Genomic DNA, 13,939 nt, shown 5'->3' on the forward strand with positions numbered 1-13,939 from the left:
ATGAAAAAAATAGCATGGCTTTTACTCGCATTACTTGCTGGTTGCGCAAGCCAAGAGGAGGCCCCGCCTTTTGAAATTAATAATAAACAGTTTTACGAAAAAAATGACGACCAAGGCAATAAAATTTTTGCCTATGTAGTGTCAGTTAAGGCGCAAGGAAGACGTCCAATCAACCTTGATAAGCCAATGACACGTAGTCAGTTTAAAGACTTTGCTGAGCAAGAAGTATTTGAAGAGTCGAGCAACTTAAAACTCATGCTCGAAGATCAAGCGGTCGAATTATTAAATGAAGAACTTAAAGCACGAAAATACTGCGACGATAAACACATTATTGACGAAGTATTATGGCGTGATTTAAGTGTGCAATTACGAGGACGTTGTTTGTAAATGTATGCAGATAAGAGCAAGTTGGCAGCTACGCTAGCTCAGTTAGATATCAATTATGAGGTGATTGAGCATCCACCATTGCACGGCAGCTTAGATGCCGACAAATTTATGCTCGATAGACCGGGCACACGATTAAAAAACCTGTTTTTACGAGATAACGAAGGCAAGCGCCACTTTTTAGTGATCACCGCTCACGATAAGCAGCTTGACTTAAAAGCTATTGCTCAGCAGCAAGGGCTATCGCGCTTAGGATTTGCATCTGATGAGCGATTAGCGCGTTATCTTAAAATGCCACCGGGCTGTGTTTCTATGCTGGCACTTTTAAACGATAAGCAAAATAATGTTACCCTTTGGCTAGACCAAGAAATTTGGTTTAACGAGCTTTTTCATTGTCATCCTTTTGAAAATACGGCTACATGGCTGATGAAAAAAGACGACTTAGAGCTATTTTTTGAAAGTACCGGCCATCAACCGCGTATTGTATTTCTCCCTGCCAAATAAACTAAGCTTAAACCTACTAAGCAAACTAAAAGTAGCACGGTCATAAAAGCAATTTGGCCGTGTTGCTGATACACCAGCCCTGGCAATAATGAGCCCAGTGCGCCACCACTGTAATAAAACGAAACATATCCCCCATTGGTTACACTTGCAGGAGCGTTGCTGATTTTATTAACCAGTGGGGCTGCACTAGAGTGGATCACAAACATTGCACCGCAAAAACCAGTAAAAGCAATGACAAAAAGTAATAATTGTTGGCTCATTAAAAGCACCATCGTCAGGCTATAAAAGACAAATACCCATGTTAGTAAGCGCCAAGGAGTTGATGACTTTCGTAACAGCCAAGGGGTAGCTATAGAGGCAAGTGCTCCCAATAAATAGCCACTGTAAACCAGACCAATATCTCGAGTATTAGTGATAGCAAAGCTATCTTGTAAGATGAAGGGCAAATAATTTAACAGCGCCGCAAAGCAAAAGAACATACAAAAAACGGCTCCGTAGAGCTTTAGCACAAGCGGATCTTTTAATTGTTTCAGATATAGCAGTGGTGACTGTGCTGCATGAATTGTGGCAGTTTTGCTTGATTTAGGGATAACGACAGCAAACAGTATTAACCCTAGTGCTATCACATAATAAAAACTTTGCCAGCTTAAAAAGTCAGTGAATAAGGCTGCAAGCATACGACCAAAGTATCCACCGACAATGGTGCTACCAATATAAAGAGTCATATTACGTTGTAATTGGTCAGCCTGATAAGTTACACCAATATAACTGGTCATGGCTGTGAGCGCAGCAGGCAGGGTGATCCCTTGAATAAAGCGTACCAGCAACAGCAGCTCAAAGCTTGGTGCTAAAGTAAAAGCAACGCAGCTTATAGCCAACACAAACATGGCAATCTTTAAAATTGTTAGCGGGTTTCGCTTAGCTAAAAATAAGCCATACACCAAAGGAGCAATGGCTAGTGGCAGCATAGTCGCGGTCATTAAGCTACCAGCAGTGGCTGGCGAGACAGAAAAATGACTAGCAAATAATCCAAGTAACGGTTGTGGGGCGTATAAAACAAAGAAAATAAATACAGAGCAAAGTAACAAATGTCGCAGCTGCATTTTTAGCTCCCAAGAGGAAAAGCTTTAGCTTATAGGGTACAGGTTTTTTTACAAGTTCAAAGACGACTAAAATGATAAATCTTGCGTTAAATCAATATGTCATGATTTCATCGCATGTTAATCTCACAGCAATATACTCGATTGCAGTGAATCATCTAAGCTGAACACTGTTATTTGTTCGTATTGCTGATTAAAATAACCCTAATTAGGCATTTTTATATGGAATTTAGTCATGGGTTCATTACAAGATCAATTACTTAAAGCAGGGTTAACAACGTCACATCAAGCTAAGGTGGCTAAAACTGAAAAGCGTAAGCAGCAAAAGAAGAAGAAAAAAGGTGCTACGAGCAACCCAAGTGATTTACAAAAGCATATTGAACAAACAAAGCTTGAGCAGCAGAAAAAAGCCGACGAGCTTAATAAAGCACGTTTAGAAGAGCAAAAACAGCGTGAGCAAGTGGCTCGCGTAAAGCAGATTTTAGAGCACCACAATCAAGATGAAATTCGTGGTGATCGCACCTTTAACTTCACTTATCAAAATAAAGTGAAGGAGCTAGAGGTAAATGAAAAAACACAAAAAGCCCTTGCAGGAGGCCGTTTGGCAATTTGTGTTTTAGAAGGCCAATTTTTTGTACTGGAAGACGAGCCAGCACGAAAAGTCGCTGAAGTTAGCGAAGACTACATAGTGTTCCATGTTGAGCCTGAAGATAAGCAGAAAGATGAAGATGATCCGTATGCTGATTTTGAAGTACCTGATGATTTGATCTGGTAGTTATCTTATACCGGCCACCATTACAATTTTCGGGTGCAATATTGTTAAATCATGGTCTACACTAAAGAAAATGTTTAATAACCCGTCAAAAAAGAGAAGACTAATATGAGCAAGATTACAAAAGTTTTATGTGGGGCTGGCATTGCAATGGCAGCAAGCCTATCTTTTAACACAATGGCAGCAGATGGTGCAGCACTTTACACAGCTAAGCTATGTCAAACATGTCATGGTGCAGAAGGTAAAGCACCTATCATGCCTCAGTACCCTAAATTAAATGGCCAAAATAAAGAGTACTTACTAGCACAAATGAAAGACATCAAGTCAGGTGCACGTAGTAACGGTATGGCTGCGGCAATGAAAGCAATGGTTGCAAACGTATCTGAAGAAGAAATGGCTGCAATTGCTGATTATTTATCGCAAGTAAAATAAACGCCACTTTAGCAAGAAAAGGCCACATCTGTAGATGTGGCCTTTTTGTATCAGCTATTGATCATCGATTAATAGTGTTTTAGACTTCTATACATCTATTTGTGCTTGTCACATATACAAGGTTTCCCATGTTTGACTTACCAAAACTCGATTTAAAAAATAAAGTATCTGAACAAGAATGGCAGCTACGCGTAGATTTAGCGGCATGTTACCGTTTGGTTGAGCATTTCCGTTGGGGGGATCTAATTTACACCCACCTATCGGCGCGCTTACCTGGTACGGATCACTATTTGGTAAATGCATTTGGTTTAAGTTTTGATGAAGTAACTGCGTCAAACCTTGTGAAGGTGGATTTAGCAGGCAATATTCTTGATGACACGCCGTTTAAAATTAACCCGGCTGGTTTCACTATTCACAGCGCCATTCACGAAGTACGTGATGACGCACACTGTGTTATTCATTTACACACAAAAGAAACCATCGCCGTTGCAACGCAAGAAAAAGGCCTGTTGCCACTTAGCCAATACTCAATGTTCTCATTGCCATCATTGTCTTATCATGGCTACGAAGGCTTAGCGGTAAACAGTGATGAGAAAAAGCGTCTACAAGATGACTTAGGCACCACCAACCACATGTTATTGGTTAACCACGGTGGTTTAACCGTTGGCCCAACAGTGGGTGATGCGTTTATGCGTTTTTATGATTTACAGCGTGCCTGTGAAATTCAATTAGCTATCCAAGCCAGTGGTCAAACAGCAATCCCAGTACCACAACCTATTATCGATAATATTTATAATCAAGCGAATGTCGTGCATAGCGGCAGCACCGGTGGCCAGTTAGCTTGGCCGGCAATGTTGCGTAAAGCTTATCGTCTTGATCCTAGTTTTGCTCAGTAAGGAGTAACCATGAAAGTTAATCGCGTCGAAGTGTTCGATATTCATTGTCCAGACAGACCTGTTTGGACACCTGTTTTTGTGCGTATTCACACTGATGAAGGTATTAGCGGTGTGGGAGAGGCAGGCCTTGCTTATGATTTAGGTCACAGTGCTGCAGCGGCAATGATCAAAGAAATGGCTGATGCATTTTTAATTGGTCATGACCCATTTCAAACAGAGAAATTATGGTCAAGAATGCTACGCGAAAGCTTTTGGGGTTTAGGCGGTGGTCCTGTTGTGTATGCCGCAATGAGCGCTATTGATACCGCACTTTGGGATATTAAAGGTAAAGCATTAGGCTTGCCTGTTTACCAGCTATTAGGTGGTAAAGTTAACGATAAGCTACGTACTTATGCATCACAATTACAGTTTGACTGGGACAGCGAATTTAAAGCACTTGTTCACCCACAGGAATACGCAGAAGCAGCGCTTAAGGCGATGGCTGAAGGTTATGATGCGGTTAAAGTTGACCCAATTCAGTACGATAAAAACGGTAACACTTATTACGATCGTACTAACATCATTTCTCGCGCAGAAATGAAATTGTATCGTGCACGTATGCAAGCCATTCGTGAAGCGGTAGGTGACGAAGTTGATATTATTTTTGAATGTCACAGTTTGCCAGGTGCGACATCTGCAATTCAAATTGGTGAAATTGCTGAAGAGTTCGATTGTATGTATTACGAAGAGCCAGTGAACTACTTAAATCACTCATTACATGCAAAAGTTGCCGACAAAGTAGCGGTGCCAATTGCTGGTGGTGAGCGTTTGTATAACCGATGGGGTGTGCGTCCATACTTAGAAGATCAAAGTATTGATGTGCTACAGCCAGACTTAGGCCTATGTGGTGGTTTCACTGAAACTAAAAAAGTGTGTGATTATGCCGATATTTTTGATGTGCGTATTCAAGCTCACGTGTGTGGCGGCCCAGTAGCAACCGCAGCTTCGTTACACTTAGAAACCGCAATTCCTAACTTCTTAATTCACGAGCATCACACTTATGCAATTAAAAAGTGGAACCGTGAATTGTGTATTCAAGATCCACAACCTAAAAATGGTTTCTTCCAAGTATCAGAAGAGCCAGGTATCGGTATTGAGTTAAATGACGAAGTGGTTATGCGCTCACAACGTGTTGAGATTAAATAACACTAGTTCACATTATCAGAGTTGAAATTTATCTTTAAACAATAAAAAAGCCCGTTAGGGCTTTTTTGTAAGAAAGTGTAATTGTTAACATTTGTTTATTAAGCTTTTTTATTAAATAATAGGTGTGTAGCTCAATGTTGATACCTTATTTTAACTCTTTAAAATGTTAAATATTTTGGTCTATTTTGTTGTTTTAACATTTTTCATATATTTATTGTTTATGTTTCTAAAATTATACATGTAAAATCAATTGATTACAAATGGTTACATTTAACCCGTAATTCTAATAAATATGGATTTTTTGTAATATATTTATATTTTTTAATTTACATTTTTGTTTCACTTTACTAATGTAATTGTGCCTTTTAAAAGGCGTGAATAATTATAATTTAAACAGGGATACAAAAATGAAATCAATGTTTCGGAAAAGCATAACCGCGATAGCAGTTACTGCATCGCTAGGTCTAGCCCTTCCCGCATCAGCATCAGACGTTATTGGTTCTGTTCAGAATGTGGCAAATACCTCTTCATACACTGTAAAAGTAAAAAACCCAGCAACAGGTTTAGAGCGTACTTTAAATATTTCAGAAAATGGAACGTTCCGCTTTGCATCACTACCTTCAGGTAACTATGACATTCAGATTCTAAAAGACGGTAATGTTGTTGCTGAAGACAAGGTTCGTGTTTCTTTAGGTGCTAACTCAAAGGCAAACTTTGATTTAGCAAGTGTTTCAAATTCGGGTCCTGAAGTTATTCAAGTTGTCGGTGCGCGTATTTCATCTATCGACTTATCTACAGCTGACTCAGGTTTAGTTATTACTGATGCTGAAATTGACCGTATGCCTATCAGCCGGGATCTTACGTCAGTTGCGTTACTTGCTCCTGGTGCGGTTAAAGGTGATAGTGCATTTGGTAACACAGCGTCATTTGGTGGTTCATCTGTTGCTGAAAATGCGTGTTATATCAATGGTCTTGAAGTAACGAATACGCGCCAAGGTTTGGGTTGTGGTGAAGTTCCATTTGAGTTTTACGACCAATTCCAAGTAAAAACGGGTGGTTACTCAGCGAAGTTTGGCCGAGCGACTGGTGGTACGATTAACACCACAACTAAAAGTGGTACCAATGAGTGGGAATTCTCTGCAGTTGTGCAATATGCTCCTGACTCGCTTCAAGAAGAAGGCTCAATTTCACGTGGTAATCAAGGTGCGGGGCAAATTTTCCGAGATGAAAGCTTAGCCTCTGATAATAGCGCTGATATCACCTTGGCAGTTGGGGGCCCATTAATAGAAGATACTTTATTCTTCTACGGCTTAGTGAACCCTCGTGATACAGAGTCTACATACACTTGGGGTGGTGACGAATTCTCACCAAACGATCAATACCGTAAAGAGTCAGCATCAGGTGGTGATAACCTTTTCTGGGGTGGTAAGCTTGATTGGGATATTACAGATAACCATCGATTGAGTTATTTTGCTTACTCAAACCGTCGTGATATTGAACGCTCTGTTTATGAGTATGATAATGGTGCAATTGGCGATCGTATTGATGGAGCACTTCTAAAGCGTGGTGGTAAAGCACAAAGCTTAAGCTATACCGGTATCTTAACAGAAGACTTAGTAGTTACTGCAATGGCAGGTAACATCAAAACTGAATATGAAACTCAGTCTGAAAATCTGGTTTGTCCAAGTGTAACTGACTCACGTGGTACTTCAAACCCAATCACCGGCTGTGGTGCTGGGGGTAGTTTTGGTGCAAATAACGATGACAATACACAATATCGCTTAGATGTTGAGTATGTGTGGGATGCACACGAAATTAGCTTTGGTATCGATTATCAAGAGCGTAAATCAGAGCGAATCAGCCAACCAATTGGTGGTCATAGCTATGACTATCGTACACTTGCTGCAAATGGTAGCTGGCAAGCAGATAATGGAGCGCTTACCAATAACACAGGTGCTGCACTTGATTATGTTGAAGATCGTATCTTTGACGGTGGTGGTAGCTTTGAATCAGAATTAACAGCTTACTATCTTGAAGATAACTGGCAGGTAACTGATGACTTTGCTGTGAAAGTTGGTTTACGTATCGATGAGTTCGATAGTTGGGGTACTACAGGTAAGCTATTAACGAGCTTCAAAACTGATATTGCACCGCGCTTAGGTTTTACCTGGGATCCAACAGGTACAGGTGATACGAAAGTTTATGGTACTTACGGCCGTTACTACCTACCAGTTGCAAATAACACGATTTTCCGCGCAGCATCAGGTGTAAGTGATATTACAACTGCATACACATATACTGGGGTTGATCCAACAACAGGTGCACCAACAGGACTTGCTCCTTTGGCTGACGCTATCGGAAGTGGTGGTTTAACTAATTCACAACAAGTAAGTGGTGTACCAGTTATCCCTGAAAAAGATATTTTCCAAGCAAAAGAAGCCGATCCGTTCTCTAAAGATGAGTACATCCTTGGTGTACAACAAGCGCTTAACGATGAATATACAGTGGGTCTGAAAGGTACCTATCGTGAAGTTGCAACTGCACTTGATGATTACTGTGGCCGTTATGCATACCCATATTGCGTCATGATTAATCCAGGTTCAACATCAAGCTGGTACAGCGATGGTTACTACTGGAATGGTACTGATTGGGGTGACTCAAGCTTTGATAATGATGGTGTTCCTGACGAAGGTTCACTGACAACTTACTCAGCTGAAACAATCGGCTTACCGAAAGCAAATAATGAGTATACATCAGTTGAATTCAGCTTAGATTACCGCGCAGAAACTATCCGTTATCAATTTGGTTATACTTGGGCACGTAGTGTAGGTAACTTCGAAGGTGCTGTTAAATCAGACATCGGTCAAGCTGATGCAGGTATTACGCAAGACTTCGACTTCCCAGCAGTAATGGATGGTTCACAAGGTTATCAACCTAACGATCGTCGTCATACCTTTAAGTTCTTCGGTAGTTGGGAGCCAGTTGAAAACTTAACTGTTGGTTGGAATGCAACACTTCAAAGTGGTCGTCCACAAAGCCTATTTGGTCAAGGTTACCCATCAAAAGATCCAAACCTAAATGGTGGCTGGGGTGATACTTTCTACATCTATACGAATGAGTGCCCAGACACGAATGGTGATGGTGAATGTCAACAAGACGAAAAAATCTATGAAAAACATAGCCGTGGTACAGCAGGCCGTACTCCATGGACATTTAACTTAGATTTATCAGCTGCATATAACTTCACAGTATCTGATATTGATATGCGTGCGACTATTAATGTATTCAACGTTCTTAATAGCCAAGAAATTACATCAGCTAATGAGCACTATGAACAAAATGAGGGTGAAGTTAACTCTTATTATGGTTCAGCGTATACATGGCAAGCACCTCGCTATGTGCGCTTAGGTTTTGAAGCTCGCTTCTAATATAAGAACAATCAATTTGATTGTCCCCTGACTAAAAAAGCCCGTAAGGGCTTTTTTTATATCTACTTTTACTGCTGTCATCGCCTTGCAACTGTGATACAACAGCCGATTTATCAGGCTACTCTGTTGATTCACATGTCTGTCCTTTGTAAATCACATAATGCTCACCACCAAAGCGAACTTTTCCTCGCTTACGTTCAATAAGTGTATCTGCTGACATATTATTAAATGATTCAATAAATTGCTTACGAGCACGGTGGATTTGAATATTGACATGGCATTCATTAATACCTAAATCGCGGGCTAGTTTTTTTACTTGCACCCAGCCTTGCACCTCGGGTGCAAATTTATTTTTAATATCTGCTAGTTTATAGCGCGCTAATAACACGGTGAGGTAATGATGCGAGCGTACATCAAAGTCTTGTAGTCCATCATTGTGCTTCACTTTTAACTCAGTTTGTTCTTCGTCTAAGCTTAAGCTGAAGATAAATTCTAAATCATTGGTGGAGATAGGGCTTAGGTCAATCGTGTTTTCTTGTGAGGTCATTTCAGCTTTAAACAACTGCCACTGTTGACCGTCGATAGCTATGGTTTGACCTTCTTCGAGGGGAGAGACCTGGTGATCATCGGTACTTTCGTAGCACCACATGTAATTGTGAGGATCAAAGTAGACGATTATTACGGGGTCGTGGTTGTTAGGCAGAAAGTGATATCGTTCCAGTACAATAGCATCAAGCGAATCATTAGCAACGGGTAATAAAAGATCCTTCGGTGACTCAATTGAGGTTAATTGATAAGTTACCTTATTAAGTTCAGAAAAGCTGATTTTATCATTTAAAGCTAATTGAGATTTGCTGTGTTTTTCAAGCTTTCTACCATTAAGCCACACGCCATTTTTACTCAAATCACGAATGTACCAATGTGGCTCAACCCACTCAATCACAGCATGTATCCGAGTGATTTCTGGATAATTTAATAGTGTATCTACAGAATGAGCTAAACGGCCAAAGCGATGGAAGTCGCGTAAATAAATGCTTTTACCAGAGTCTTTACAGGTAAGTAATGCCATAAATACATCCTTATATATGGAGAAATTATTTTATATTAGCATTTTATTATCATTTATTTTGCTTTTAATTAACATTGGGAGCTAAACTAATAAATATGCACTTAACTGACCGAGTTGTTTGTGTTTTTATTAAAGGATTACTATAAACAGGTACAAGTACTGGCGCAAGGAGGGATGAGCACAATATACCTTGCGACAGACGTGCAACTGAACAGGCAAGTTGTACTTAAAGTCATGAAGCTAAAGAGTGACAATGTTCAACGTGCCATAAACGAAGCACAGCTCATTGCAAGCTTTAATCACCCAAATATCGTGCAGCTCTATAGAATCCTTCATGAGGATGAACAGGTTTTATTAGAAATGGAATACGTTAAAGGGACCACACTTGCACATCTAATAAAAGAGCGGCAGCTCAGTATAACTGAGAAAATAGATATACTTTCGCATATTTGTGATGGCTTAGCAGGTATTCATGAAAAAGAGATTCTGCATCTCGATTTAAAGCCCGCCAATGTATTGATCAGTGAAAATGGTGCAGTGAAAATTGCAGACTTTGGTATTTCAAAAATAAAGCACAAAGACATAAACACACAGACTACAAGTTTTGGTAGTTTGAAAGCAATGTCACCAGAACAACTTAATAACGAGACATTAGATTTTCGCAGCGATCTATTTTCATTGGGGTTAATGGCATATCAACTATTTAGTGATGTTCATGCTTATATAAATCAAGCTAAAAGTACAGCAGATCAAGATATTGCTGCAGCAATAAAATCATCCCCTTGCCGTGCAAATTATGAATCTATTTATACTATATCACCCGATTTGGCAGTACTAATTAAAAAGCTATTGGCCTTTAAACCAGAAAATAGACCAACAAGTGCGGGCTTGGTAGCTGCACAGTTTAAAAGTATTTTAGCAACGCTCAGTTTTGATTGCCCTACTGTTGAAGTGAAAGATATCGAAAAGCAGCAAAGCGTCCCCCTAGTTGATAAAAGGCTTATGTACTTAATCGGCTTTACAGTGTGTTTTGGTTTGCTGATTTGGGCTTATTTGGCGATGCAAACGAAGGAGTATATTGCGCTTTTACCAATTGATTTTACATCGACAAGCGAAGTGACAGAAACACAAAAGAGGTTACTTAACTTGGGAGTCACTGACGCAGTAACTGAGTTATTGTTAGAGAGTCGGCATTATGCTTTGATTTCAGAACAAGAAATTAAACAAACACAAAACGTATTGGGAAAAGAAGCTAGTTTGAGCGGGTTGGCAAGTGCACTCGGTGCATCAAAGTTATTAGTACCAAAACTAGACTGCAATCCTTTGTCGTGTGATTTTAGTTTGAGTCAGCTTGATCAAAATGCCACAGTAGTGAGTAAATATCGTACCGCGACAGATAAAGAAAACTATCTAAATATATACAATTCGGCACTTTCTTCGGTGCAGAGCTTGCTTGATGTAAAGGTTGCTGAGCACAGTCGGTTATCCTTGTCTGATGAATTTGTTGATAAATATGTGTCACTTGTGGCACTCGTTGCCAATAACTTGGAAAGCTCTAAAGTAGAGAAATCAATAGCAGAGTCGTTGCTTTTTCAGCGTGCTGATTTTAAACCTCTTTACCCGCTTTATCGAAAAATTATGTTGCGACTTTATAAGATGACGCAAAATATTGCGCTTATAAAAGAGCTACAAACTCAGCTAGATAATTCACCCGAATCTTATCGTGAAAGCCCTGCTTACTTAATTGATTTGTTGGAAATATATCAACACGCAGGTGAGCAAAGTAAAGCTTACAAGGTTATTAAGCGAATTCAAAACTCATCATTAGAGGCATATCAAAAGCAGAGTATTTTAGCTGTTTACTATAATCGAATTGGCGATCTAGAAAGCGCATTAACGCATGCTCGCAATGCATACACACTTAGACCAACTTTGCTCGCAACAAGAAATTTAGCGATTGCTTACCTCACTCAAGGACATCGTGCTGAAGCTGCCACTTATTTAAAAGAGGTTTTACGCTACAACCCTTCGGATATTGTGACGCTAAAAACATTGGCTGATATTTCATTGTTATCTGGAGAATTAAAAGAGGCGCAACAACATTATCAAAAATTAATTGATTCAGGGCAGCAGAGCCCTTCTATACTTAGTAATTACTCTATCGTTCTCTCCTTGCAAGGCGAGTTAGATGAGGCATTAATATTTGCGAATCGAGCTATGCTATTAGCGTCAGAAACATCTACCTTGCAGCTAAATTACGCTGACTTACTTTATTTAAAGGGCCAGACTGCTGAGGCACTCTCCTTATATGCAAGAATTAATAAGCGCCTTGATGCTTCGCCAAAGAATATTGCTGAACAATTAGAAAAAGCGCAGGTATTGATTCATCTAGAGCAAAATCAATATGCTATGAATCAAATTGAGCAGGTATTAATTGCGCAACCTGATCTGGCAGAAGCATATTTTGTTAAAGCAATACTGCAAAGTGTACTAAATGAAAAATACTCAGCGCTAGCGTCAATAGATCAAAGCATTAAGCTGGGCTGGAGCCCAGTTTTTTATCGCTTAGGTTGGTTTAAACCGTTATGTTCCGAGCGTAAACTCGCCACTTTAATTGGTCAGTCTCATTATTTATTTTTATGTAATCATAATAAAAGCGCAGAGATAGACTCTGCGCATTTATAAATTAGGTTGGCTCCATGTCCTCAATGATGACACGAGGATCTTGAGAGAAGTAACGCATAAGCGAGTTAATGTCTCCATCTCTTTTGGCAATTAGTCGAAAATTGATCTCATAATTTGCTTTTTGATCTAATTGTCCTGCAATAGCCTTATTTGGACTGTTAGCTAATAATTTTGCTAGCTCTTTTGATAATGCTTGATGAGGTAAAATGTTCGAAATAGTGACAACCAATGCTTTGCCATTATTTGCGACAATACTGTTGAGTTGATAGTTGAAATTGTCTTTAGCATCAGAGAAGTAACTGCCATTTTCGGCGAAACTCCAATCGGATTCTTTAGCAAGTTCGTAATAGAGGTTCAGGCTGTCACCTGCAAGTAGATCTTTGTAGTTAATTTTAATTTCTTCGGCACTCGCGCCAGACTGAGAAGTGATTTCCCATGGGCCGTTGTCATTGGGAATAACAAAAAAGCTAAGATCGTTCATGATATAAAATCCTGTTTTCTAATTGAGGAGCTGCTTATTTAATTCATAAGCAGCTATAACTATAGGTTGTTTAACAAGAACCCCAAATTGTGCCGCTCCATAGCGGACTATTATTTGCGTATACCGTTGCTTTAATTCCATTAAATGGAGGAACACCAAAGCGAAATCCACACGTTTGCATACATACTTTAACCGATGTACCGCTTGGAATTGGTAAACTCACTGAAAAACAGATATTGCCGACTACTGGAAAATTAACGCAAATTTTGCCATTTTCATAACTGGCGCCAACGCACGCTGAAATCTGTGCGGCTAACGTGGATGGATGAAACTCAAGAGGTTGATTAGCTGCCGTCTCGCTGGTCGCTAAACTAATAGAATGATCTTTGGTTAGATCGGGTACTAAGTTGGTATTTTTATCGCTGTCACACATAGTCAAATTCTCCTTGCATAATTTTGAAGTGGCAACAAACAAATCTCTAAATAGGTAATTTGCTGTTTGCCTGTTTGTGCAAGGAAAAGGATAGGTAGTTCTATTACAGCTTGTTATTACAGATTATTACATGATGGTATTTTGTTTTAATATCAATTGATTGGTTTGCATTTTACCAAAGGCAGTGGCTCGGTTGCTTTACTATCTAAATGGCGAACAAAGCAGATTTGGTTTTTAATTAACAGCTCAAAGCGTTCTGGTATATTTGGATCTGAACCGCTGAGTGGATTCCCTTGTATATCAACGCCATTCAAGCTTTCGATGACAAGTATGCTGCTATTGATAAATGCCTCGTCGGATACCTGAATAGGCTTACTGTGCATTAACCTTGAAATGCCTTGTGCTATTAAGGTGCTTTGTGGCTCAGTAACGCGTGCGTGTTGAAGTTTAGGGGTTGGTTGTTGGGTATGTGAACTACAGCCAAACAAAACACTAAGTAGCAAGATACAGGTTAGATGGGCTCTCATCATAGCTCCATTAAGTTTACAGTGCCTAATAAAGGTTATCATA

Annotated in this window: 13 protein-coding genes; 8 read left to right on the top strand and 5 right to left on the bottom strand. The window is 39.7% G+C overall.

All coding sequences use genetic code 11. The features are described 5' to 3' along the window. Positions 1 to 387, top strand: a complete 387-nt coding sequence (locus tag QL229_RS12310; protein WP_253038513.1) for a hypothetical protein — start codon at positions 1 to 3, stop codon at positions 385 to 387. Further along, positions 388 to 888, top strand: coding sequence for a prolyl-tRNA synthetase associated domain-containing protein (locus tag QL229_RS12315; protein ID WP_281546937.1), 501 nt, complete (start codon positions 388 to 390; stop codon positions 886 to 888). It abuts the gene before it with no gap. Here the strand turns inward: QL229_RS12315 and QL229_RS12320 are convergent. Next, positions 855 to 1,991: an MFS transporter gene (locus tag QL229_RS12320; protein WP_281546938.1), complete on the bottom strand. Its 1,137-nt coding sequence runs from the start codon at positions 1,989 to 1,991 to the stop codon at positions 855 to 857. The genes QL229_RS12315 and QL229_RS12320 overlap by 34 nt on opposite strands. Positions 1,992 to 2,223: 232 nt before the next feature. Between QL229_RS12320 and QL229_RS12325 the strand changes: the two genes are divergently transcribed. The 5 genes from QL229_RS12325 to QL229_RS12345 all read left to right on the top strand — a co-directional run bounded on the left by QL229_RS12325 (position 2,224) and on the right by QL229_RS12345 (position 8,701). After that, entirely contained in the window at positions 2,224 to 2,763 is a 540-nt protein-coding gene (locus QL229_RS12325) for a DUF2058 domain-containing protein (RefSeq protein ID WP_135923280.1), read from the top strand. Between the two features lie 105 nt (positions 2,764 to 2,868). Next, the gene (locus tag QL229_RS12330) at positions 2,869 to 3,192 is read left to right on the top strand and encodes a c-type cytochrome (protein ID WP_135923281.1); all 324 of its coding nucleotides are present in this window, start codon (positions 2,869 to 2,871) and stop codon (positions 3,190 to 3,192) included. Between the two features lie 128 nt (positions 3,193 to 3,320). Next, the gene (locus QL229_RS12335; RefSeq protein WP_054552449.1) at positions 3,321 to 4,088 is read left to right on the top strand and encodes a class II aldolase/adducin family protein; all 768 of its coding nucleotides are present in this window, start codon (positions 3,321 to 3,323) and stop codon (positions 4,086 to 4,088) included. A gap of 9 nt (positions 4,089 to 4,097) precedes the next feature. After that, entirely contained in the window at positions 4,098 to 5,273 is a 1,176-nt protein-coding gene (locus tag QL229_RS12340; RefSeq protein ID WP_281546939.1) for a mandelate racemase/muconate lactonizing enzyme family protein, read from the top strand. A 407-nt stretch (positions 5,274 to 5,680) separates the two neighbouring features. Next, on the top strand, positions 5,681 to 8,701 hold the full coding sequence (locus tag QL229_RS12345) for a TonB-dependent receptor (protein WP_199527642.1): 3,021 nt from the start codon (positions 5,681 to 5,683) through the stop codon (positions 8,699 to 8,701). Between the two features lie 118 nt (positions 8,702 to 8,819). Here QL229_RS12345 and QL229_RS12350 read toward each other — a convergent pair whose 3' ends face one another. Next, a complete protein-coding gene (locus QL229_RS12350) occupies positions 8,820 to 9,770 on the bottom strand; it encodes an FHA domain-containing protein (protein ID WP_281546940.1) in 951 nt (316 codons plus the stop codon). 120 nt (positions 9,771 to 9,890) lie between these two features. Between QL229_RS12350 and QL229_RS12355 the strand changes: the two genes are divergently transcribed. After that, positions 9,891 to 12,455, top strand: coding sequence for a serine/threonine-protein kinase (locus QL229_RS12355; protein WP_281546941.1), 2,565 nt, complete (start codon positions 9,891 to 9,893; stop codon positions 12,453 to 12,455). Position 12,456: 1 nt separating this feature from the next. Here the strand turns inward: QL229_RS12355 and QL229_RS12360 are convergent, their stop codons facing one another. The 3 genes from QL229_RS12360 to QL229_RS12370 form a co-directional block, all read right to left on the bottom strand. After that, a complete protein-coding gene (locus QL229_RS12360) occupies positions 12,457 to 12,936 on the bottom strand; it encodes a hypothetical protein (RefSeq protein ID WP_138556689.1) in 480 nt (159 codons plus the stop codon). 70 nt (positions 12,937 to 13,006) lie between these two features. Beyond that, positions 13,007 to 13,369, bottom strand: coding sequence for a hypothetical protein (locus tag QL229_RS12365; protein WP_135923286.1), 363 nt, complete (start codon positions 13,367 to 13,369; stop codon positions 13,007 to 13,009). Between the two features lie 152 nt (positions 13,370 to 13,521). Continuing rightward, positions 13,522 to 13,896, bottom strand: coding sequence for a hypothetical protein (locus QL229_RS12370; RefSeq protein ID WP_281546942.1), 375 nt, complete (start codon positions 13,894 to 13,896; stop codon positions 13,522 to 13,524). Between the last annotated feature and the right edge of the window lie 43 nt (positions 13,897 to 13,939).

The organism is Pseudoalteromonas sp. PAR1 (genome assembly GCF_947311895.1).
GTDB lineage: Bacteria > Pseudomonadota > Gammaproteobacteria > Enterobacterales > Alteromonadaceae > Pseudoalteromonas > Pseudoalteromonas lipolytica_C.

Bases quoted from the DNA above. Each gene is read 5' to 3' on its own strand.
- QL229_RS12315 (WP_281546937.1), top strand. From the start codon at position 388: ATGTATGCAGATAAGAGCAAGTTGGCAGCTACGCTAGCTCAGTTAGAT.
- QL229_RS12310 (WP_253038513.1), top strand. From the start codon at position 1: ATGAAAAAAATAGCATGGCTTTTACTCGCATTACTTGCTGGTTGCGCA.
- QL229_RS12335 (WP_054552449.1), top strand. From the start codon at position 3,321: ATGTTTGACTTACCAAAACTCGATTTAAAAAATAAAGTATCTGAACAA.
- QL229_RS12365 (WP_135923286.1), bottom strand. From the start codon at position 13,369: ATGTGTGACAGCGATAAAAATACCAACTTAGTACCCGATCTAACCAAA.
- QL229_RS12325 (WP_135923280.1), top strand. From the start codon at position 2,224: ATGGGTTCATTACAAGATCAATTACTTAAAGCAGGGTTAACAACGTCA.
- QL229_RS12350 (WP_281546940.1), bottom strand. From the start codon at position 9,770: ATGGCATTACTTACCTGTAAAGACTCTGGTAAAAGCATTTATTTACGC.
- QL229_RS12345 (WP_199527642.1), top strand. From the start codon at position 5,681: ATGAAATCAATGTTTCGGAAAAGCATAACCGCGATAGCAGTTACTGCA.
- QL229_RS12360 (WP_138556689.1), bottom strand. From the start codon at position 12,936: ATGAACGATCTTAGCTTTTTTGTTATTCCCAATGACAACGGCCCATGG.
- QL229_RS12320 (WP_281546938.1), bottom strand. From the start codon at position 1,991: ATGCAGCTGCGACATTTGTTACTTTGCTCTGTATTTATTTTCTTTGTT.
- QL229_RS12370 (WP_281546942.1), bottom strand. From the start codon at position 13,896: ATGAGAGCCCATCTAACCTGTATCTTGCTACTTAGTGTTTTGTTTGGC.
- QL229_RS12340 (WP_281546939.1), top strand. From the start codon at position 4,098: ATGAAAGTTAATCGCGTCGAAGTGTTCGATATTCATTGTCCAGACAGA.
- QL229_RS12330 (WP_135923281.1), top strand. From the start codon at position 2,869: ATGAGCAAGATTACAAAAGTTTTATGTGGGGCTGGCATTGCAATGGCA.